17 protein-coding genes are annotated in these 20843 nt (G+C 71.6%); 10 read left to right on the plus strand and 7 right to left on the minus strand.

The genetic code is table 11. The features are described 5' to 3' along the window. Window positions 1-9: 9 nt before the first annotated feature. The 4 genes from ACIF8S_RS17860 to ACIF8S_RS17875 all read left to right on the plus strand — a co-directional run bounded on the left by ACIF8S_RS17860 (window position 10) and on the right by ACIF8S_RS17875 (window position 5677). The gene (locus tag ACIF8S_RS17860; RefSeq protein WP_349795514.1) at window positions 10-1590 is read left to right on the plus strand and encodes a protein kinase; all 1581 of its coding nucleotides are present in this window, start codon (window positions 10-12) and stop codon (window positions 1588-1590) included. 452 nt (window positions 1591-2042) lie between these two features. Next, window positions 2043-3248 carry a pyruvate dehydrogenase (acetyl-transferring) E1 component subunit alpha gene (gene pdhA, locus ACIF8S_RS17865; RefSeq protein WP_349795512.1) on the plus strand — a complete coding sequence of 402 codons (1206 nt, stop codon included), beginning with the start codon at window positions 2043-2045 and terminating at the stop codon, window positions 3246-3248. Window position 3249: 1 nt separating this feature from the next. Then, entirely contained in the window at window positions 3250-4227 is a 978-nt protein-coding gene (locus ACIF8S_RS17870; protein ID WP_349795510.1) for an alpha-ketoacid dehydrogenase subunit beta, read from the plus strand. Window positions 4228-4237: 10 nt separating this feature from the next. Then, window positions 4238-5677, plus strand: a complete 1440-nt coding sequence (locus ACIF8S_RS17875) for a dihydrolipoamide acetyltransferase family protein (RefSeq protein ID WP_400000002.1) — start codon at window positions 4238-4240, stop codon at window positions 5675-5677. A 90-nt stretch (window positions 5678-5767) separates the two neighbouring features. Here the strand turns inward: ACIF8S_RS17875 and ACIF8S_RS17880 are convergent, their stop codons facing one another. Then, on the minus strand, window positions 5768-6670 hold the full coding sequence (locus ACIF8S_RS17880; protein WP_400000003.1) for a D-alanyl-D-alanine carboxypeptidase family protein: 903 nt from the start codon (window positions 6668-6670) through the stop codon (window positions 5768-5770). A 196-nt stretch (window positions 6671-6866) separates the two neighbouring features. Between ACIF8S_RS17880 and ACIF8S_RS17885 the strand changes: the two genes are divergently transcribed. Continuing rightward, a complete protein-coding gene (locus ACIF8S_RS17885; protein ID WP_400000004.1) occupies window positions 6867-7523 on the plus strand; it encodes a GntR family transcriptional regulator in 657 nt (218 codons plus the stop codon). Next, window positions 7520-8830 carry a nitrate/nitrite transporter gene (locus ACIF8S_RS17890; RefSeq protein ID WP_400000005.1) on the plus strand — a complete coding sequence of 437 codons (1311 nt, stop codon included), beginning with the start codon at window positions 7520-7522 and terminating at the stop codon, window positions 8828-8830. Before ACIF8S_RS17885 ends, ACIF8S_RS17890 begins: the two co-directional genes overlap by 4 nt. A 59-nt stretch (window positions 8831-8889) precedes the next feature. Here ACIF8S_RS17890 and ACIF8S_RS17895 read toward each other — a convergent pair whose 3' ends face one another. Further along, a complete protein-coding gene (locus ACIF8S_RS17895) occupies window positions 8890-9714 on the minus strand; it encodes a maleylpyruvate isomerase family mycothiol-dependent enzyme (protein WP_400000006.1) in 825 nt (274 codons plus the stop codon). 219 nt (window positions 9715-9933) lie between these two features. On the opposite strand from ACIF8S_RS17895, the gene ACIF8S_RS17900 reads away from it, so the two are divergent. Further along, the gene (locus ACIF8S_RS17900; RefSeq protein WP_400000007.1) at window positions 9934-10728 is read left to right on the plus strand and encodes a carbon-nitrogen family hydrolase; all 795 of its coding nucleotides are present in this window, start codon (window positions 9934-9936) and stop codon (window positions 10726-10728) included. Window positions 10729-10779: 51 nt separating this feature from the next. Here the strand turns inward: ACIF8S_RS17900 and ACIF8S_RS17905 are convergent, their stop codons facing one another. After that, entirely contained in the window at window positions 10780-11274 is a 495-nt protein-coding gene (locus ACIF8S_RS17905; RefSeq protein ID WP_400000008.1) for an LURP-one-related/scramblase family protein, read from the minus strand. A 104-nt stretch (window positions 11275-11378) separates the two neighbouring features. On the opposite strand from ACIF8S_RS17905, the gene ACIF8S_RS17910 reads away from it, so the two are divergent. Beyond that, a complete protein-coding gene (locus tag ACIF8S_RS17910; RefSeq protein ID WP_400000009.1) occupies window positions 11379-13238 on the plus strand; it encodes an NHL domain-containing thioredoxin family protein in 1860 nt (619 codons plus the stop codon). Here the strand turns inward: ACIF8S_RS17910 and ACIF8S_RS17915 are convergent. The 3 genes from ACIF8S_RS17915 to ACIF8S_RS17925 form a co-directional block, all read right to left on the minus strand. Further along, complete coding sequence (locus tag ACIF8S_RS17915) at window positions 13214-13471, minus strand: DUF6458 family protein (protein ID WP_024886337.1); 258 nt, start codon at window positions 13469-13471, stop codon at window positions 13214-13216. The two genes, ACIF8S_RS17910 and ACIF8S_RS17915, sit on opposite strands and share 25 nt — an antisense overlap. 127 nt (window positions 13472-13598) lie before the next feature. Beyond that, entirely contained in the window at window positions 13599-14897 is a 1299-nt protein-coding gene (locus tag ACIF8S_RS17920; protein WP_400000010.1) for a M18 family aminopeptidase, read from the minus strand. Window positions 14898-15017: 120 nt separating this feature from the next. Next, window positions 15018-16844: an acyl-CoA dehydrogenase gene (locus ACIF8S_RS17925; RefSeq protein WP_400000011.1), complete on the minus strand. Its 1827-nt coding sequence runs from the start codon at window positions 16842-16844 to the stop codon at window positions 15018-15020. Between the two features lie 163 nt (window positions 16845-17007). Here ACIF8S_RS17925 and ACIF8S_RS17930 point away from each other — a divergent pair, with 163 nt between their 5' ends. Further along, on the plus strand, window positions 17008-17472 hold the full coding sequence (locus ACIF8S_RS17930) for an SseB family protein (RefSeq protein ID WP_019525905.1): 465 nt from the start codon (window positions 17008-17010) through the stop codon (window positions 17470-17472). A gap of 110 nt (window positions 17473-17582) precedes the next feature. Then, on the plus strand, window positions 17583-18563 hold the full coding sequence (locus ACIF8S_RS17935; RefSeq protein ID WP_150150885.1) for a pirin family protein: 981 nt from the start codon (window positions 17583-17585) through the stop codon (window positions 18561-18563). A gap of 69 nt (window positions 18564-18632) precedes the next feature. Here ACIF8S_RS17935 and ACIF8S_RS17940 read toward each other — a convergent pair whose 3' ends face one another. Further along, window positions 18633-20777 (minus strand): SpoIIE family protein phosphatase, encoded by a 2145-nt coding sequence (locus ACIF8S_RS17940; protein ID WP_400000012.1) that lies wholly within the window; start codon window positions 20775-20777, stop codon window positions 18633-18635. Window positions 20778-20843 lie beyond the last annotated feature (66 nt).

The raw sequence follows: 20843 nt of genomic DNA on the forward strand, positions 1-20843 counted from the left end.
CGAGGACTGATGGCACAGCAGCAGCGCGCTCAGGGCCCGTCCGACCCCGAGGCGACTGGCGGCGGCATCTCGGACGCGCCGGACAACTGGGGCAACGGCGGGCTGGTCGGCGACGGCCGGTACCGGCTCACGCACCGGCTCGGCCGGGGCGGCATGGCCGAGGTGTTCGCCGCGGAGGACGTGCGCCTCGGGCGCACGGTCGCCGTGAAGCTGCTGCGTTCCGATCTGGCCGAGGACCCGGTGTCGAAGGCGCGCTTCACGCGCGAGGCGCAGTCGGTCGCCGGGCTCAACCACCACGCGATCGTCGCCGTGTACGACTCCGGCGAGGACACGGTCGGCGGGCAGTCCGTGCCGTACATCGTGATGGAGCTGGTCGAGGGCCGCACCATCCGTGACCTGCTGATGAACGCCGAGGCACCGGGCCCCGAGCAGGCGCTGATCATCGTCTCGGGTGTGCTGGAGGCGCTGGCCTACTCACACCAGCACGGCATCGTGCACCGTGACATCAAGCCGGCCAACGTCATCATCACCAACAACGGCGCGGTGAAGGTGATGGACTTCGGCATCGCCCGCGCGCTGCACGGCGCGTCCACGACGATGACGCAGACCGGCATGGTCATGGGTACCCCTCAGTACCTCTCCCCGGAGCAGGCGCTCGGCAAGGCCGTCGACCACCGCTCCGACCTGTACGCCACCGGCTGCCTGATGTACGAACTGCTGGCGCTGCGTCCGCCGTTCACCGGTGAGACGCCGCTGTCGGTGGTCTACCAGCACGTCCAGGACATCCCCACGCCGCCGTCGGAGGCCTCCGACGCCTGCCCGCCGGAGCTGGACGGGCTGGTCATGCGCTCCCTCGCCAAGGAGCCCGACGACCGCTTCCAGACGGCCGAGGAGATGCGCGGGCTGGTCCAGTACGCGCTGCAGATGCTCTACGACCAGGGCGGCCACACCGGCACCTGGAACACCGGCCCGGTCGACATGCACGAGGGCCCGCGCACCCCGGCGGCCGGCTACGCCGGTACGGCCGCGATGCCGCACCCGGACGCCGCCGGCACGACGGCCATTCCGCAGCCGATCCTGCCCGCCGGCTACGGCGGCGGGGACGACGGCGGCTTCGAGGGGCACGGCAACAAGGGCAGCGGGCGCGGCAAGCTGTGGATTCTCGCGGTGCTCGCGGTGATCGCCGTGGCGGCCGGTGTCGCCCTCGCGCTGAACAACGGCGGCGGCGGGGGCGAGGGCGGCAAGACCGACACCTCACCGTCCGTCACGCAGAGCACCGAGGACGAGAAGGCCAGCGAGTCGCCGAGCGACGAGGCGACCGAGGAGACCGAGGACCCGGGCACCGACCCGGGCTGGGGCTCGGGCGGCGACGGCGGCTGGACGCCGTCGAGCGAGCCGTCGTGGACGCCGAGCCAGCCGGACACGGAGGAGCCGACCGGCGACCCGACGGGCGAGCCGACCGGCGAGCAGACGACGCCCACCGACCCCGAGACCGAGGAGCCGCCGCCCAGCACGCCCCCGCCGGCCACCGGAGGCACGGAGGGCAACGGCGGCGGCAACGGCGAGGACCCGCCGGACGGCGGCCAGTAACCGGCATACGAACCCACTCGCGGTCTTCGCGGGTGGGTTCGTCCGTGCCGGGGCACGGTCCCCACCGGCACGTCCCCTGTCGGCCCGGACGGCCTGGTCCGGCACCCCGTGACACACCCGGCGGCACGCCGTGCCGCCGGGAAAGTCGGCTCTTCCCTGCCCGGCTCGGCCGGGATAACGTGCCGTTGCTCCGGCCTCCTGCAAGGCTGTGACCAGCGCGCCTTCCGGGCCTTCCTCGATTTACTTGGATATCCAAGCAAAATCGCAGGTCAGAGGGGGTTTCACAGAAATGTGGAGCACTGGGTAACGTGCTTTGTGCAGGGCGCTCGCCGGGGCACCTGTCACGCCTGTTCCCGGCCGAGTGGCACCCACCCCGTGCCCGGTGGTCGAGAACAGGTGAGCCGCACTGGCCTACCGGCAACCCCGGGGGCCGGACCGACGGAGGAGCACACGTGACCGTGGAGAGCACTGCCGCGCGCACACCGCGACGCAGCGCCGGAAGCAAGGCCGGCACCACCGGCACCAAGCGCACCACCAGCACCACCAAGAAGGCCGCAGGCGCAGGGAAGAGCGCCGAGCCCGCCCTCGTCCAGCTGCTGACGCCCGAGGGCAAGCGCGTCAAGAACGCCGAGTTCGACCCGTACGTCGCCGACATCACCGCCGAGGACCTGCGCGGTCTGTACCGCGACATGGTGCTCACCCGTCGGTTCGACGCGGAGGCCACCGCCCTCCAGCGCCAGGGCGAGCTGGGCCTGTGGGCCTCGCTGCTCGGGCAGGAGGCGGCGCAGATCGGCTCCGGCCGGGCGTTGCGCGACGACGACTACGTCTTCCCGACCTACCGGGAGCACGGCGTCGCCTGGTGCCGTGGGGTGGACCCGACCAACCTGCTCGGCATGTTCCGCGGCGTCAACAACGGCGGCTGGGACCCGAACGGCAACAACTTCCACCTGTACACGATCGTCATCGGCTCCCAGGCGCTGCACGCCACGGGTTACGCGATGGGCATCACCAAGGACGGCGCCGACAGCGCGGTCATCGCCTACTTCGGCGACGGTGCCTCCAGCCAGGGCGACGTGGCGGAGGCCTTCACCTTCTCCGCGGTCTACAACGCCCCGGTGGTGTTCTTCTGCCAGAACAACCAGTGGGCGATCTCCGAGCCGACCGAGAAGCAGTCGCGCGTGCCGCTGTACCAGCGCGCGCAGGGCTTCGGCTTCCCGGGCGTCCGCGTGGACGGCAACGACGTGCTGGCGAACCTCGCCGTCACCAAGTGGGCCCTGGAGCGGGCCCGCGCCGGTGAGGGACCGACCCTCGTCGAGGCGTTCACGTACCGCATGGGCGCGCACACCACCTCCGACGACCCCACCCGCTACCGCCACGACGACGAGCGGGCCGCCTGGGAGGCGAAGGACCCGATCCTGCGCCTCCGCCGCCACCTCGAGGTCTCAAACCACGCGGACGAGGGATTCTTCGCGGAACTGGAGACCGAGAGCGAGGCGTTGGGCAAACGAGTGCGCGAAGCGGTCCGTGCCATGCCGGACCCGGACCACTTCGCCATCTTCGAGAACGTGTACGCGGACGGCCACGCGCTGGTGGACGAGGAGCGGGCGCAGTTCGCCGCCTACCAGGCGTCGTTCGCGGACGAAGACGGGGGTAAGTGACATGGCGGAAAAGATGGCCCTGGCCAAGGCGATCAACGAATCGCTGCGGCGCGCGCTGGACGCGGACCCGAAGGTCCTCGTCATGGGTGAGGACGTCGGCAAGCTCGGCGGCGTGTTCCGGGTGACGGACGGCCTGCAGAAGGACTTCGGCGAGAGCCGTGTCATCGACACGCCGCTCGCCGAGTCGGGCATCGTCGGCACGGCGATCGGTCTGGCCCTGCGCGGCTACCGCCCGGTGGTGGAGATCCAGTTCGACGGCTTCGTCTTCCCCGCGTACGACCAGATCGTCACGCAGCTCGCGAAGATGCACGCCCGCGCGCTGGGCAAGGTCAAGATGCCCGTCGTCGTGCGCATCCCCTACGGCGGCGGCATCGGCGCGGTGGAGCACCACTCCGAGTCACCGGAGGCCCTGTTCGCGCATGTGGCCGGCCTGAAGATCGTCTCCCCGTCGAACGCGTCGGACGCGTACTGGATGATGCAGCAGGCCATCCAGAGCGACGACCCGGTGATCTTCTTCGAGCCGAAGCGCCGCTACTGGGACAAGGGCGAGGTCGACACCGAGGCGATCCCCGGCCCGCTGCACAAGGCGCGCGTGGTCCGCGAGGGCACCGACCTGACCCTCGCCGCGTACGGCCCGATGGTGAAGCTCTGCCAGGAGGTCGCGGACGCGGCCGCCGAGGAGGGCCGCAGCCTGGAGGTCCTCGACCTGCGTTCGGTCTCCCCGATCGACTTCGACGCCATCCAGGCGTCGGTGGAGAAGACCCGCCGTCTGGTCGTCGTCCACGAGGCGCCGGTGTTCTTCGGCTCCGGCGGGGAGATCGCCGCCCGGATCACCGAGCGCAGCTTCTACCACCTGGAGGCCCCGGTGCTGCGGGTGGGCGGTTACCACGCGCCGTACCCGCCGGCCCGCCTGGAGGAGTCCTACCTCCCGGACCTGGACCGGGTGCTCGATGCCGTCGACCGCTCGCTGGCGTACTGAGGAGAGGGTCGTGACGACGATGACGAACGCGTCCGTACGCGAGTTCAAGATGCCGGACGTGGGCGAGGGCCTCACCGAGGCCGAGATCCTCAAGTGGTACGTCCAGCCCGGTGACACCGTCACCGACGGCCAGGTGGTCTGCGAGGTGGAGACGGCGAAGGCGGCCGTCGAACTGCCCATCCCCTACGACGGCGTGGTGCGCGCCCTGCACTTCCCCGAGGGCACCACGGTCGACGTGGGCACCTCCATCATCGCCGTGGAGGTCGCGGGCGGCGCGGCGCCGGCGCAGGAGGAGGCCCCCGCGGCCCCCGTCCCCGCTGCCGAGCCGGAGCGGCCCGCCGAGCCCGCGGCCCGCCAGCCGGTGCTGGTCGGCTACGGCGTCGCCACGTCCTCCACCCGCCGCCGCCCGCGCAAGCAGGCGCCGGACGCCGCGGCACAGCAGGCCGCGGCCGCCGTCCAGTCCGAGCTGAACGGCCACGGGGGCGCTCCCGCGACTCCGGCTGCCCCGGCTGCCCCGGCCGCCCTCGCGCAGCGTCCGCTGGCCAAGCCGCCGGTGCGCAAGCTGGCCAAGGACCTGGGCGTCGACCTGGCGACGGTCACCCCGACCGGCCCGGACGGCGTCGTCACCCGCGAGGACGTGCACGCGGCCGTGGCCGCGGCCCAGGCGTCCCCGCAGCCGCCGGCGGCACCGGTCCCGGCTCCGGCCGCAGCGCCCGTCCAGGCGGCGGCCCTGGCGTCGTACGACACGGCGCGCGAGACGCGCGTCCCCGTGAAGGGCGTCCGCAAGGCCACGGCGGCGGCGATGGTCGGCTCGGCGTTCACCGCGCCGCATGTCACGGAGTTCGTGACGGTCGACGTGACCCGCACGATGAAGCTGGTCGAGGAGCTGAAGCAGGACAAGGAGTTCGCCGGCCTGCGGGTGAACCCGCTGCTGCTGATCGCCAAGGCCCTGCTGGTTGCGATCCGGCGCAACCCCGACATCAACGCCTCGTGGGACGAGGCGGCCCAGGAGATCGTGGTCAAGCACTACGTCAACCTGGGCATCGCGGCGGCCACCCCGCGCGGTCTGATCGTCCCGAACATCAAGGACGCCCACGCCAAGACGCTGCCGGAACTGGCCGGGTCCCTGGGTGAACTGGTGTCCACGGCGCGGGAGGGCAAGACCTCTCCGGCGGCGATGCAGGGCGGCACGGTCACGATCACCAACGTCGGCGTCTTCGGCGTCGACACGGGCACACCGATCCTCAACCCGGGCGAGTCCGCGATCCTCGCGGTCGGTGCGATCAAGCTCCAGCCGTGGGTGCACAAGGGCAAGGTGAAGCCCCGCCAGGTCACCACCCTCGCGCTGTCCTTCGACCACCGCCTGGTCGACGGCGAGCTCGGCTCCAAGGTGCTGGCCGACGTGGCCGCGGTCCTGGAACAGCCGAAGCGGCTGATGACCTGGGCCTGACGGCCGGACATGGCAGGAGGGGCGTCGCACGGTGTGCGGCGCCCCTCCCGTCGTCCCTGGGCCCTGGCGTCCCCGCGGTGACGTCGGCCGTCAGATCTTGCTGAACGCGTAGTTCATGAGGGCCTTGGCGTCCTTCTCGCGCTGGGCGGTGGAGGACGAGGCGAGCACGGTGCCGACGACCGTCTTGCCCTTGCGGGTCGCGGCGAACACCAGGCAGTACTTGGCCGACGGTCCGGAGCCGGTCTTCACGCCGATGGTGCCGCTGTAGCTGCTCAGCAGGTTGTTGGTGTTGACCCACGGCGCCATCGTGCGGGTGCCGCCCGTCCGGGTCTTCGTCTTCGCCGTGTACTTCTTCGTCTTGACGATGGCGCGGAAGGTCGCGTTCTTCATCGCGCTGCCGGCGATCTTCGTCAGGTCGCGCGGCGTGGAGTAGTTCTTGCCGTTGCCGATGCCGTCGAACGAGTCGAAGTGGGTGTTCTTCAGGCCCAGCTTCTTCGCGTCCGCGTTCATCTTGGAGATGAACGACTTCACGCGTGCGGAGCGCGTGCTGCCGGTGCCGAACTTGTCGGCCAGCGCGTAGGCGGCGTCGCAGCCGGACGGCAGCATCAGCCCGTACAGCAGCTGGCGCACGGTGACCTTGTCGCCGACGATCAGGCGCGCGGAGGAGGCGTTCTTGGAGACGATGTAGTCGCTGTACGCCTTCTGGATCGTGACCGTGGAGTTCAGGTTCAGGTTCTTCTGCGCGAGCACGACCTTGGCGGTCATGATCTTCGTCGTGGAACCGGTGGAGCGGCGGGTGTCCCCGCCCTTCGTGTACAGCGTCTTTCCGTTCGCGTAGTTCATCACGAAGCCGCCCTTGGCGACGACGGGCGGAACGGGCGCGGCTGCCTGCGCGGGCGCCGCGTAGAGGGCGCCGGAGGCGAGCACGGCGCCGGTGGTCACGACGACGCCGGCGGCTCTGCGGAGGCGGACGCCTTGAATGCCGATTTTCAAGTCAGATACCCCGATTACCGTGAATGGCCGTGCTGCTCGGCCGAGTTGAGGAGCGGCCGCCCAGAAGGGGCCGCACGTATCTGACCCGTACGCCGAAGGGATGGTTGTACGGGAGATGCCGCGACTTTTCCGGCACGCACAGTCCGCATCGTGGACGAATACTTCCATGCGTACGTGTTGTATCTATGCTGTCGGCATGAGCTTGTCCGCACCCGAGAAACGTCCCCCTGCCGCCGACCGTGTCTACGCCCACGTCAAACAGGGCGTGCTGGAACGCACGTACGAGGGCGGGACGCTGCTCACGGAGGGCGAGCTGGCCGAGGCCGTGGGGGTGTCCCGCACGCCCGTGCGCGAGGCCCTGCTGCGGCTGGAGGCCGAGGGCCTGATCAAGCTGTACCCGAAGAAGGGTGCCCTCGTACTGCCGGTCTCCGCCCAGGAGATCGCCGACGTCGTGGAGACGCGGCTGCTCGTGGAGGAGCACGCGGCGCGCAAGGCCGTGCCCGCGCCCCCCGCGCTGATCGAGCGCCTGGAGGAGCTGCTCGCCCGGCAGAAGGAGCAGGCGGCCGCCGGTGACTTCGCGGCGGCCTCCGTCACCGACCGGTGCTTCCACGCCGAGATCGTCCGCAGCGGCGGCAACGAGATCCTCTCCCGCCTCTACGACCAGATGCGCGACCGCCAGCTGCGGATGGGCCAGGCCGTGATGCACTCCCACCCGGACCGCATCGCGAAGACCCTCGCCGAGCACGAGGAGATCCTCGGTGCGCTGCGCTCCGGGGACGCCGAGGCGGCCGTGGAGATCGTCCACCGGCACGTCGGCTGGTTCTCCCACCTGGCGCGGGGAGAGGCGCGATGAGCCTCGCCGCGCGGGGTGCCGGCACGCTGCCCGGTGACCCGCCCGGCGGCCGGCGTGCGCTGGTCGTGTGGGGGGTCGGCGTCTCCGTCTACTTCGTCGCCGTCATCTTCCGTACGTCCCTGGGTGTGGCCGGCCTCGACGCGGCCGAGCGTTTCCACGTGGGCGCCTCCGCGCTGTCCACCTTCTCCATCCTCCAGCTGCTGGTCTACGCGGGCATGCAGATACCCGTCGGCCTGCTGGTGGACCGGCTCGGCACCAAGAAGGTGCTGAGTCTGGGCGCCGTGCTGTTCACCCTCGGGCAGCTCGGCTTCGCGCTCTCCCCGTCGTACGGCATGGCGCTCGCCTCGCGCGCGCTGCTGGGCTGCGGCGACGCGATGACCTTCATCAGCGTGCTGCGGCTGGGGACGCGGTGGTTCCCCGCCCGGCGCGGGCCGATGGTCGGGCAGATGGCCGGGCTGATCGGCATGGCGGGCAACCTCGTCTCCACGCTGGTGCTGGCGCGGCTGCTGCACGGCATCGGCTGGACGGCGGCGTTCGCGGGCAGTTCGCTCGCGGGCGTGGTGGTGCTGGTGCTGGTCCTGCTGTTCCTCAAGGACCACCCGGAGGGCCACGAGCCGGAGCCGCTGCCGCACCAGGGCGCCGCCTACGTCCGCCGGCAGATCGCCACCTCCTGGCGGGAGCCGGGGACCCGGCTCGGGCTGTGGGTGCACTTCACCACGCAGTTCCCGGCGATGGTCTTCCTGCTGCTGTGGGGGATGCCGTTCCTGGTGGAGGCGCAGGGGCTGTCCCGGGCCGTGGCCGGTGAGCTGCTCACCCTGGTGGTGCTGGCCAACATGGCCGTCGGTCTCGTCTACGGCCAGGTCGTCGCCCGGCACCACGGGGCGCGGCTGCCACTGGCGCTCGGCACGGTGGGCGCGACGGCCCTGCTGTGGGCCGTGACGCTGGCCTGGCCGGGGGACAGGGCGCCGATGTGGCTGCTGATCGTGCTGTGCGCGGTGCTGGGGGCGTGCGGGCCCGCGTCGATGATCGGCTTCGACTTCGCCCGCCCGGCCAACCCGCCGGAGCGGCAGGGCACGGCGTCCGGCATCACCAACATGGGCGGGTTCGTCGCCTCGATGACCACGCTCTTCGCGATCGGCGTGCTGCTGGACGCGACCGGTGACGACTACTCGGTCGCCTTCTCGGCGGTCTTCGTCCTCCAGGCGCTGGGCGTCACCCAGATCCTCCGCCTGCGCAGGCGCGCGGCCCGCCGCGAACGGGAACGGCTGGTGGCCAGCAGGGTCTCCACGGTCCACGTCCCGGCCTGACGGCCACGGAAGCGGCGGGCGCGCGCCAGGCGGGCGCCCGCCCGCACGGCGAGGACTTCCTACGGCGTGACCGCGAAGTGGCGCAGGATGGCCGCGGCCAGGTCCGGGTCGCCCTCCGTCTTCACGCGGTCCGCCACCGCCTCCGCCGTCACGCGGCCGCAGGCCAGGCGGACGTACGTCTCCCAGTCGAGGGTGAGGGCGGCGGCCGGGCCCAGGGCCGGGGCCGTCTCCAGGGTCCCGCGGCCCTGGATGTCGACGCGCACCGTGCGCAGGAACTCCACCGGGCCGTGCACGTCGACGACCACCGCGGAGCTGCGCGGCGCCCGCGCCAGCTCGGCGACCACCCGGGGCAGGTCGTCGAGCAGCACGTCACGGGCGACCAGGGCGCCGGGGGAGTCGAGGTTTCCGGGGCGGCCGAGCGCCGTCCGCAGGTCCTGCTCGTGCGCCCACACGTCGAAGGCGTGGCGGCGCATCGACTCCTCCAGCGTCAGCTCCGTGCCCAGCGGGCCGCGCACCTTGGTGCCGGGGTCGCGGGACTCGTTGCGCAGCTGGCGGTTGCGCCGGATGATCATCAGCTCCAGCTCGGAGGTCATCTCCGGCGCCGTGTGGTGGCGGCGCACGTCGACCTGCATCTCCATGTACCGCTGGTGGTCGTTGGTGACGTGGAACAGGTCGCGCGGCAGCGTGTGGATGGGCCGAGGGTCGCCGTACATCTCGGAGTCGAGGCCGATGACGTGCGAGACCACGTCACGGACCGACCAGCCCGGGCAGGGTGTGCGCCGGTTCCAGTCGGCCTCCGGCAGCGGCTGCACCAGCTCGGATATCGCCTCGATGGAGTGGGACCAGGCGTCGGCGTAGGGCTGGAGGGCGGGATGCAGACTCACGGAACGGGACCCCTCGGCGGTCGGTACACGGGCAGGTTGTGGCGGCGGTGCCAGTGGGCGATGGCTGCACTGCGCGGGTGTCTCGGGTCTCCCCCGGTTCTCGGCTTCGCTCGAACCGGCGGGACCCCCAAGTTACGCTGCTGACAGGCACCCCGGCAGTGCTTTCGTGTGACGATCGTAGGCCCGTGGACGCGGGTCGAATGCCAGGACGGTGGTAGTGTGCGCGCTTCCTTGCTGCAAGTCGCCGTGAACGAGGACGAATCGGTCGAATCGCGTCGGCGTCGGGTGGCCGCGCTGGTACGCGATCAGGCCGGTGCGGACCTCGTCGTCCTCCCTGAGCTGTGGACCACGGGCGCCTTCGCCTACGAGGAGTTCGGCACCGAGGCGGAACCCTTGGAGGGCCCGACCTACGAGGCGATGGCCAAGGCCGCGAGCGAGGCGGGCGTGTGGCTGCACGCGGGCTCCGTCCCGGAACGGGACCCCGAGGGGCCGCTCTACAACACCTCGCTCGTCTTCTCCCCGTCCGGTGAACTGGCCGCCGCCTACCGGAAGATCCACCGCTTCGGCTTCGACAAGGGCGAGGCCCTGCTGATGGGGGCGGGCGAGGACCTGGTGACGGTCCGTCTGCCGGACACCGTCGTCGGCGTCGCCACCTGCTACGACCTCCGCTTCCCCGAGCTCTTCCGCGGCCTGGTCGACGCAGGCGCCGAGACCTTCGTCGTCCCGGCGGGCTGGCCCGAGCGGCGCCGGGCGCACTGGACGCTGCTGGCCCGGGCGCGGGCGGTGGAGAACCAGGCGTTCGTCCTCGCGTGCGGAACGGCCGGGACGCACGCGGGAGTTCCCCAGGCGGGTCACTCGATCGTGGTGGATCCGTGGGGCGAGGTGCTGGCCGAGGCGGGACCCGGGGAGGAGGTCCTGACGGTGGAGCTCGACCCCGCGACGGTGGCGGGCACCCGGGACCGCTTCCCTGCCCTGAAGGACCGCGTCCTGGGCCTGGACCGCCCCCGCCGCTGACCGACCCGCCCCGATCCGCCCACGCGGGGCCGGGACGACTCCCCCCGCGCGCTAGTCCTCCCGCTCCTTCTCCGCCAGGTGGATCACGCACACCGCCACGGCGATCAGCAGCGCCGGGTCCGCGTCGTCCCGGACCACGTCCACGCCGTAGGTCTCCCGGAGGGTCATCAGCCGGCGGGAGATCACGGCGAGCAGTTCGCCGTCGTACTCGACGGCGAACTCGCGGTCGAGGATCCGGCCGCTGACGTCGAGCTCGGTGCCGCCGTCCGCCAGGGTCACCCGGTAGTGGTTGCGCAGCAGGGACAGCCGCTTGCGCCGGACGGTGGCCAGCGGCTCGCCCTCCCGCTCGATCACCATGGTGTCCCGCAGGGCGAGCATCTTCTGGCGGATGTCGATGAGCACGCGCCCCTCGGCGTCCTTCAGCTCGAAGGTGTCCCGCAGCCGCATCGCCTTGCCGTCGACGAGGAAGACCTTGTTCCCGCGGTCGTCCTCGATCCAGTAGTCGTCCCCGATGCCGAGGATCCGGTCGCGCACAAGAAATCTCATGCCCCGACGGCTTCCCCGCCCGGTCCCGTCCGACGCCGCCACTAGGCCGACGGGCGGATCCCGGCCCACCCCCGCCCGGTGCTCCCGGGTGGCACGCTGGACGTATGGACGACGCCGCTTCCGCTCCCCCGGTCCGCCGTTCCGCGCGCGTGCGGGCCCCCGAGTTGGCGGGGAAGGGCGGCTGGCTGAACACGGGCGGCGACGGGTACACCCTCGCCGGCCTGCGCGGACGCGTCGTGCTGCTGGACTTCTGGACGTTCGCCTGCATCAACTGCCTGCACGTCGTCGACGAGCTGCGCGAGCTGGAGGAGCGGCACCGGGACACGCTCGTGGTGATCGGCGTGCACTCGCCGAAGTTCCCGCACGAGACGGAGCACGCGGCGGTGGCCGACGCCGTCGAGCGGTACGCCGTCCGGCACCCCGTTCTGGACGACCCGGAGCTGACGACCTGGACGCAGTACGCGGTGCGGGCCTGGCCGACGCTGGTGGTCGTCGACCCCGAGGGGTACGTCGTGGCCACGTACTCCGGCGAGGGGCACGCGCCCGAGATCGGGCGGCTGGTGACGGAGCTGGAGGCCGAGCACGCGGCGAAGGGCACCCTCAGGCGCGGCGACCTGCCCTACGCGCCGCCCGAGCCCGAGCCGACCGTGCTGCGCTTTCCCGGGAAGGTGCTGCGGCTGCCGTCGGGGACCTTCCTGGCCGGCGACACCGCCCGCCACCAGCTGGTGGAGCTGGCGAAGGACGGGGAGACGGTCCTCCGGCGGATCGGCCGGGGCGAACGCGGCCTGACGGACGGGCCCGCGGACACGGCACGCTTCCAGGAGCCGCAGGGGCTCGCGCTGCTGCCGGACGGTGCCGTGGCCGTCGCCGACACGGTCAATCACGCCCTCAGGCGGGTCGACCTCGCCTCAGGTGAGGTCACCACCCTCGCCGGCACCGGCTCCCCCTGGCGCCGTGGCGACGCCGTCTCGGGAGCGGCCCGCGCGGTGAACCTCTCCTCCCCGTGGGACGTCACCTGGTGGCGGGACCGGCTGTGGATCGCCATGGCCGGCATCCACCAGCTGTGGACGTACGACCCCGCCGACGGCACCGTCGCCCGCGCGGCCGGGACCGGCGAGGAGGGCCTCGTCGACGGGCCGGCCGGGCAGGCCCTGTTCGCGCAGCCCTCGGGGCTCGCGGTGACGCGGCGGGGGCTGTGGGTGGCCGACTCCGAGAGTTCCGCGCTGCGCCTGCTGGGCCGGGACGGGCAGGTGCGCACGGTCGTCGGCGCGGGACTGTTCGCCTTCGGGCACCGCGACGGCCCCGCGGACGAGGCGCTGCTCCAGCACCCGCTGGGGGTGACCGCGCTGCCCGACGGGTCCCTCGCCGTCAGCGACACCTACAACCACGCCCTGCGCCGCTACGACCCGGCCACCGGCGAGGTGTCCACCCTGGCCACGGACCTGCGCGAGCCGAGCGGCGCCGTGGTGGACGGCGAGGACGTCGTGGTGGTGGAGTCGGCCCGCCACCGGCTGACCCGGCTGAGGCTGCCCGCCGGCGTTCCGGTCCGGCCCGGAGCGGAGCGGCCCGTCACGGAGATCGCCGTCGGCCGGGTACGCCTGGAGGTGGTCTTCGAGCCGCCGCCGGGCCAGAAGCTCGACACGCGGGACGGGCCCGCGACGCGCCTGCTGGTGTCCGCCTCACCGCCCGCGCTGCTGCGCGGCGGAGAGGGCGCGGGGAGTGACCTCTCCCGCGCCCTCGAGACCGACCCCGCCGTGGGGCAGGGGGTGCTGCATGTCGTGGCGACGGCGGCTTCGTGCGACGCCGGCCCTGACGTCCTCCATCCGGCCTGCCATGTGCACCGCCGTGAGTGGCGGCTGCCCGTGCGCCCCGTCGCGGGGGGCACGGACCGGCTGGCCGTGGAGCTGTCCGGTGCGGACGGCGCGGGCCGGGCGTCCGGTCAGACGCCGTACCCGTCGCTGTAGCCGTCGCGGGTGTGGTGGTGCGGACGCGCCGGGTCGTCGACGACCGGGGTGGCCGGGGGGACCACGACCCGCCGACGCCGGGCGATGCTGCTGAAGGTCGCGACGCCGATCAGTCCGACGATCATGAAGATGACGCCGACCAGGTCAAGGTTGACACCCTGCATGTCCCAGTCGGTCGCGAACGTGAGGATTGCTCCCACGGCGATGAGGATGATGCATCCGCCGAGGCCCATAGGTGTCGCCTCCCTGTCCGGTGTTTCCGGTGCGACCCGGGTACCCGGACGGACGGCTCCCATGCGCCGTCCGGCGCACGGGAGTTGACCGCTCCTCAGGACGCTGCTAGGGGACGCGTCGCCCGCACTAGCCCTCCAGGAAGGCGACCAGCGCGTTCGCCAGCAGGAACGGGTCCTGGGCGCCGCACAGTTCGCGGGCGCTGTGCATCGACAGGATGGCCACGCCGATGTCGACCGTGCGGATGCCGTGCCGGGCCGCGGTGATCGGGCCGATCGTGGTGCCGCACGGCATCGCGTTGTTGGACACGAACGACTGGAAGGGCACGCCCGCCTTCTCGCACGCCGCGGCGAACACCGCGCGTCCCGAACCGTCCGTGGCATAGCGGTTGTTGACGTTGACCTTGAGGATGGGGCCGCCGTCGACGCGCGGGTGGTGCGTCGGGTCGTGCCGCTCCGCGTAGTTGGGGTGGACGGCGTGTCCGGTGTCGGAGGACAGGCAGACGGTGGCGGCGAAGGCGCGGGCCCGGTCCTCGTACGACCCGCCGCGGGCGAGCACCGAGCGCTCCAGGACGCTGCCGAGCAGCGGGCCGTCAGCGCCGGTGTCCGACTGGGAGCCGTTCTCCTCGTGGTCGAAGGCGGCGAGCACCGGGATGTACGACAGCCGCGAGCCCCGTGCGGCGGCGGCGGCGAGCGCGGCCGTGCCGGAGTGCACGGACAGCAGGTTGTCCATGCGCGGGCCCGCCACCAGCTCGCGGTCGCGGCCCAGGTACGCGGGCGGCTCGACCGGGTGCACCATCAGGTCCCAGCCGGTGACCTCGCCGGCCGGCACTCCCGCGGTCTCCTCCAGGAAGGCGATGAGGTCGCCGTCGCGGACGTCGTCGCCCATGCCCCACACCGGCTGCATGTGCCGCTGCTTGTCGAGCTTGAGGCCGTCGGAGTTGACCGCGCGGTCCAGGTGGATGGCGAGCTGGGGGACCCGCAGCAGCGGACGGTCCACATCGACCAGGCGGGTCGTGCCGTCCCGCAGGGACAGCCGCCCGGCGAGGCCCAGGTCGCGGTCGAGCCAGGAGTTGAGCAGCGGACCGCCGTAGATCTCCACGGCCACCTGGCGCCAGCCGTGCGCCCCGCTGTCGGGACGCGGCTTGACCCGCAGGTTGGGGGAGTCGGTGTGCGCGCCGACGATCCGGAAGGGCGTGTGCGGGTCCGCCCCCTCGGGGACGTACCAGGCGATGATCGCGCCGCCGCGCAGCACGTACTTGCCGCCTGCCGTGCCGTCCCAGGCGTCCGTCTCCGCGACCTGCCGGAAGCCCGCCTTCTCCAGCCGCCCGGCGGCGTTCGCCACGGCGTGGTACGGCGTGGGGCTCGCCGCGAGGAAGGACATCAGGTCGTCGGTGTGGCCGCGGTCGAAGCGGGGGGGTTCGCTCATGGGTTCACCTTAACGAGCGCGAGGGCCCGCTTCCCGGTGCGGGGAGCGGGCCCTCGCGGGGGTCCGGCGTGGTTGCGAGACGGGTCTGTACGGGGAGATCCCGTAAGGGCCCGCAAGCGGCTAGAAGGCCGCCTCGTCCAGTTCCATCAGGTCCAGCTCGACACCCTCGGAGACCTTGCGGGCCAGGGTGACGCCCGGCAGGACGTTCGCCGCGAAGAACTTCGCCGCGGCGATCTTGCCGGTGTAGAAGGCCTTGTCCTTGGCGGACGCCGTCGGGAGCTTCTCGGCGGCGATCGCGGCACCCTTGAGCAGCAGGTAGCCGACGACGACGTCACCGGAGGCCAGCAGCAGGCGGGTGGTGTTCAGGCCCACCTTGTAGATGTTCTTGACGTCCTGCTCGGTGGCCGCGAGGTCGGTGAGCATCAGGCCGACGATGGCCTCCAGCTCGACGGCGGCCTTGGCCAGGTGCTCGCGGGCGCCCGCCAGCTCCTCGCCGCCCTCGCCGACCGCGAGGAACTTCTTGATGTCCTCGGCGAGGGAGTTCAGGGCGGCGCCCTGGTTGCGGACGATCTTCCGGAAGAAGAAGTCCTGGCCCTGGATGGCGGTGGTGCCCTCGTACAGGGTGTCGATCTTGGAGTCCCGGATGTACTGCTCGATCGGGTACTCCTGCAGGAAGCCGGAGCCGCCGAAGGTCTGCAGCGACTGGGCGAGCTGCTCGTAGGCCTTCTCGGAGCCGTAGCCCTTGACGATGGGCAGGAGCAGGTCGTTCATCGCGTGCTCGGTGGAGGCGTCCTCGCCGTTCGCCTCCTTGACCTGGATGGCGTCCTGGATCGAGGCGGTGTACATCACCAGGGCGCGCATGCCCTCCGCGTACGCCTTCTGCGTCATGAGCGAGCGGCGCACGTCGGGGTGGTGGGTGATGGTGACCTTGGGCGCGGTCTTGTCCATGAAGTTCGCCAGGTCGGGGCCCTGGACGCGCTCCTTGGCGTACTCCAGCGCGTTCAGGTAGCCCGTGGACAGCGTGGAGATCGCCTTCGTGCCGACCATCATGCGGGCGAACTCGATGATGCGGAACATCTGGCGGATGCCGTCGTGCTTGTCGCCGATCAGCCAGCCCTTGGCGGGGTGCTTGTCGCCGAACGTCATCTCGCAGGTGTTGGAGGCCTTCAGGCCCATCTTGTGCTCGACGTTCGTGGCGTAGACGCCGTTGCGCTCGCCCAGCTCGCCGGTCTCGAAGTCGAACTCGTACTTCGGGACGAGGAAGAGGGACAGGCCCTTGGTGCCGGGGCCGGCGCCCTCGGGACGCGCGAGCACGTAGTGGAGGATGTTCTCCGACATGTCGTGCTCACCCGAGGTGATGAAGCGCTTCACGCCCTCGATGTGCCAGGAGCCGTCCTCCTGCTGCACGGCCTTGGTGCGGCCCGCGCCCACGTCCGAGCCGGCGTCCGGCTCGGTGAGCACCATCGTGGAGCCCCACTGCTTCTCCGTGGCGATCTTCGCGATGTGCTTCTGGACCTCGTTGCCCTCCTCGAAGAGGATGCCCGCGAAGGCGGGGCCCGAGGAGTACATCCACACGGCCGGGTTGGCGCCCAGGATCAGCTCGGCGTAGGCCCAGATGAGGGAGCGGGGCGCGGTGGTGCCGCCGATCTCCTCGGGCAGGCCGAGGCGCCAGTACTCGGAGTCCATGAAGGCCTTGTAGCTCTTCTTGAAGGACTCGGGGACGGGCGCGGTGTTGGTCTCCGGGTCGAAGACCGGCGGGTTGCGGTCGGCGTCCGTGAAGGACTCCGCGAGCTCGTTCTCGGAGAGGCGGGTCAGCTCCTCCAGGATGCTCTTCGCGGTCTCGACGTCCATCTCCTCGAACGGGCCCGTGCCGTACAGCTTGTCGCGCCCGAGTACCTCGAAGAGGTTGAACTCGATGTCGCGGAGATTCGACTTGTAGTGCCCCATGGCGACGGCTCCGTTTGAGAGGGATCGGCGAGGGACTGATTCCTCGCAACTGATTCACGTACCGACAAGTAGCTCCGATGATGCTACCCGTCGGTAATAAGAAGCAACCCCGATCCGGACATCTGTGACCCAGCCCTCGCGCGGGATCAGTAGTCTGTGCGGCATGTACGGCTACGACCAGAGCGCGGGGACACAGCAGGGTTACGTGCCGCCGCAGCAGCAGATGCCGGGCGGGTACGGGCAGCAGGCGCCTGCGTATCCCGAACCGTCCGCACCTTCGCTCGCCGACGCCGTGCGCGCGTTCACCACGGGCCAGATGGCGGCGGAGGACTTCCAGCAGATCTTCGCCACCTCCAAGGTCTACTGCCCGCGCGGTGACAACCCCGGCTTCCTCGCCCTGCACAACACCCAGCAGCCGGTGATTCCGATGTTCACCTCGCTCAAGGAGCTGCGGCGGTACGCGGGCAAGGAGTCCAAGTACTTCGTGATCACCGGCGCCGAGGTGATCGACCTGCTGCCCACGGGCTACGGCTTCGTGCTGGACATGGAGGGCGAGCACCGGATGGTGTTCGACGCCAAGGCCGTGGAGCAGATGGTCGAGTTCGCCATGCGCCGGATGTATGGCTAGAGCCGTCGTCCTCGTGCGGAGCCCGGAGGGAATTCCCTCCGGGCTTTCTCCGTTCGAGGTGGCAAGAAGTTCAACGCTCAACTAAAGTGGGCGTACCCGAGGAGGTACCCATGCCTGCAGTGACCGTCGAGAACCCGCTGACGCTGCCCCGTGTGACCGCTCCCGCCGACGCCGTCGCACGCCCCGTGCTCGCCGTCACGACCGCGCCCAGCGGTTTCGAGGGCGAGGGCTTCCCGGTGCGCCGGGCGTTCGCGGGGATCAACTACCGCCATCTCGACCCGTTCATCATGATGGACCAGATGGGTGAGGTGGAGTACGCGCCCGGCGAGCCCAAGGGCACCCCGTGGCACCCCCACCGCGGCTTCGAGACCGTCACCTACATCGTGGACGGGATCTTCGACCACCAGGACTCCAACGGCGGTGGTGGCACCATCACCAACGGCGACACCCAGTGGATGACGGCGGGCTCCGGCCTGCTGCACATCGAGGCGCCGCCGGAGCACCTGGTGATGTCCGGCGGACTCTTCCACGGCCTCCAGCTGTGGGTGAACCTCCCCGCCAAGGACAAGATGATGGCGCCCCGCTACCAGGACATCCGCAGCGGCAGCGTCCAGCTGCTCACCTCCCCGGACGGCGGCGCGCTGCTCCGCGTCATCGCCGGCGAGCTGGACGGCCACGAGGGTCCGGGCATCACGCACACGCCGATCACGATGATCCACGCCACGCTCGCGCCGGGCGCGGAGGTCACCCTGCCCTGGCGGGAGGACTTCAACGGCCTGGCGTACGTGATGGCCGGGCGGGGTGCGGTGGGTGCCGAGCGGCGTCCGATCCACCTCGGGCAGACCGCGGTGTTCGGCACCGGCGGCTCGCTGACCGTCCGCGCGGACGAGAAGCAGGACTCGCACACGCCGGACCTGGAGGTCGTCCTGCTGGGCGGCCGGCCCATCCGTGAGCCCATGGCGCACTACGGGCCGTTCGTGATGAACACCAAGGACGAGCTGATGCAGGCCTTCGAGGACTTCCAGAAGGGCCGCCTCGGCACGGTCCCGGCCGTGCACGGCATGACGGAGAAGGGCCCGCAGGAGGCCTGAACCCTCACGCACCGAAGGGCCCCGTCCGGTTGAGGGCGGGGCCCTCGGCGTTCCCGGTGACGACTCCGCTCAGCCGGGTCCGTCGGCGTCCTTGCGTTCGTAGAGTTCGAACCAGATGCTCTTGCCGCGCCCGCGGGGGGCGACTCCCCAGCTGTGGGCCAGGAGCTCGATCAGGAGCAGTCCCCGGCCCGAGGACGCCAGCTCCCCCGGCCTGCGCCGATGCGGCAGGTCGTCGGCGGTGTCGGTGACCTCGACCCGGATGCGGCGGCCGTCACCGCCGTCCGTGATCTCCGCGAGGAGCAGGGCGTCGGCGTCGGTGTGCACGAGGACGTTGGTCAGCATCTCCGACAGCAGCAGCACCGCCGAGTCCACCTGGTCGTCCGAGGGCCAGTCGTGCAGCAGCTCGCGCAGCTGCTGGCGGGCGATCCCCACGCGTTCCGGCTCGGCCTGTGCCACCGTGAGCGCCGTGCGGCGCACCGGAGGCGGCACCGTCTCGTCCGCCCCGCAGTCGCAGGTGCCGCCCTGCCGGGTCAGCAGGAGCAGCGCGATGTCGTCCTCACGGCGGTCTGCCAGCGGGCCGGTCGTGTGGTGCGAGGACGGGCCGTGCACCGCCTGGACCAGGGCGTCGGCCAGCTCCTCCTGGGTGCCCCGGTGCCGTTCCAGGATCTCCCGCAGCCGCTGCCAGCCGGTGTCCAGGTCGTGGCCCCCGGTCTCGATCAACCCGTCCGTGCAGATCAGCAGGGTCTCGCCGGGCTCCAGGATGAGCCGGGTGGTCGGGTAGTCGGCGTCCGGGTCGATGCCCAGCGGCAGTCCGCCGGCCGTCGGCCGGGTCAGCACCGTCGCGTCGGCCATCCGGATGACCGGATCGGGATGCCCGGCGCGGGCGACCTCCAGGACGCCGGTCCCCGGGTCGACCTCGGCGTACAGGCAGGTCGCGAAGCGCATCTCGGTCGGGTCCTCGCCGATGCCGTGCAGGAACCGGGAGGCGCGCGCGAGCACGGCGTCCGGGCGGTGGCCTTCGGACGCGTACGCCCGCAGCGCTATCCGCAGCTGGCCCATCAGCCCCGCGGCCCGTACGTCGTGGCCCTGCACGTCGCCGATGACCAGCGCGAACCGCCCTCCCCCGGCCGCCGTCCGGGAGGCGCCGCCGGGCAGGGGGATCACGTCGTACCAGTCACCGCCGACCTGGAGTCCGCCGCCGGTCGGGACGTAGCGGGCGGTGACGTCCATGCCCGGGATGCCCGGACCGAGCTTCGGCATCATCGAGCGCTGCAGGCCCTCGGTCAGCGCCTTCTCGGTCTCGGCGGTGCCCGCGCGGGACAGCGCCTGCGCCAGCATCCGGGCGACCGTGGTCAGCACGGAACGCTCGTCGGGGGTGAACGCGACCGGGTAGGTGAAGGCGGCCAGCCAGGCGCCCATCGTGCGGCCGGAGGCGGTCAGCGGCAGGAACGCCCAGGACTGGCGGCCGAAGCGCTGGGCGAGCGGCCAGGTGAGCGGATAACGGGAGCTGTACTGCTCCGGGGAGGAGATGTAGACCGCGCGGCCCGTGCGGACCACCTCGGCTGCCGGGTAGTCCGTGTCCAGCGGCATGTAGAAGGGGCTGTCGGCGCCGGGCTCGTGCCCGTGGTGGCCGATGATCGTGAGCCGGTCGCCCGCCACACCGAACACGGCGAGGCCGTCCGGGGAGAACCCCGGCATCGACAGGTTGGCCGCGACCCGCAGCACCTCCTCCGTGGAGCGGGCTTCTGCCAGGGCGCGGCCGGCGTCCAGCAGGAACGCCTCGCGGGAGCGCCGCCAGTCACCGGTCACCGCGCTGCGCGCGGCGGGTGTGCCCGGGGCCGGCTCGGTCACCTCCTGGAGGGTGCCGGTCAGGACGTAGGACTTGCGCTCGGCGTCGAAGGAGGGCTTGGAGCGGCTGCGGACCACCCGGACGACCTGGTTCTGGTCGTCCATGATCCGGATGCGCACCTCGGCGAGGGTGCCCTCGGCGACGGCAAGCTGGATGATCCCGGTGATCTCGTTCCAGTCGACGGGGTGGAAGCGGGCCCGGACCTGCGCCTCCGTGAGCGTGGCCTCCTCGGAGGGCAGACCGAGCAGCCGGGCCGCCACGGCATCGACCGTGACCAGCCCGGATGCGGTGTCCCAGTGCCACACGCCGGTTCCGAGGGCGGCGAGGACGTCCCCCAGGGCGGGCAGGGGCTCACCAGTGCGCATTGCTCCACTTTATGAAGATGGTTCCGAAAACTTCCACCGATGTCGTTTGCCCGCACCACGGGGAAT

The organism is Streptomyces sp. NPDC085937 (assembly GCF_044540535.1).
Lineage (GTDB): Bacteria > Actinomycetota > Actinomycetes > Streptomycetales > Streptomycetaceae > Streptomyces.

What these genes read in the sequence shown, in the direction of transcription:
- ACIF8S_RS17860 (WP_349795514.1), top strand. Translation starts at nt 10, where the DNA reads ATGGCACAGCAGCAGCGCGCTCAGGGCCCGTCCGACCCCGAGGCGACT.
- ACIF8S_RS17870 (WP_349795510.1), top strand. Translation starts at nt 3,250, where the DNA reads ATGGCGGAAAAGATGGCCCTGGCCAAGGCGATCAACGAATCGCTGCGG.
- ACIF8S_RS17885 (WP_400000004.1), top strand. Translation starts at nt 6,867, where the DNA reads ATGAGCTTGTCCGCACCCGAGAAACGTCCCCCTGCCGCCGACCGTGTC.
- ACIF8S_RS17890 (WP_400000005.1), top strand. Translation starts at nt 7,520, where the DNA reads ATGAGCCTCGCCGCGCGGGGTGCCGGCACGCTGCCCGGTGACCCGCCC.
- ACIF8S_RS17905 (WP_400000008.1), bottom strand. Translation starts at nt 11,274, where the DNA reads ATGAGATTTCTTGTGCGCGACCGGATCCTCGGCATCGGGGACGACTAC.
- ACIF8S_RS17910 (WP_400000009.1), top strand. Translation starts at nt 11,379, where the DNA reads ATGGACGACGCCGCTTCCGCTCCCCCGGTCCGCCGTTCCGCGCGCGTG.
- ACIF8S_RS17915 (WP_024886337.1), bottom strand. Translation starts at nt 13,471, where the DNA reads ATGGGCCTCGGCGGATGCATCATCCTCATCGCCGTGGGAGCAATCCTC.
- ACIF8S_RS17920 (WP_400000010.1), bottom strand. Translation starts at nt 14,897, where the DNA reads ATGAGCGAACCCCCCCGCTTCGACCGCGGCCACACCGACGACCTGATG.
- ACIF8S_RS17925 (WP_400000011.1), bottom strand. Translation starts at nt 16,844, where the DNA reads ATGGGGCACTACAAGTCGAATCTCCGCGACATCGAGTTCAACCTCTTC.
- ACIF8S_RS17930 (WP_019525905.1), top strand. Translation starts at nt 17,008, where the DNA reads ATGTACGGCTACGACCAGAGCGCGGGGACACAGCAGGGTTACGTGCCG.
- ACIF8S_RS17935 (WP_150150885.1), top strand. Translation starts at nt 17,583, where the DNA reads ATGCCTGCAGTGACCGTCGAGAACCCGCTGACGCTGCCCCGTGTGACC.
- ACIF8S_RS17940 (WP_400000012.1), bottom strand. Translation starts at nt 20,777, where the DNA reads ATGCGCACTGGTGAGCCCCTGCCCGCCCTGGGGGACGTCCTCGCCGCC.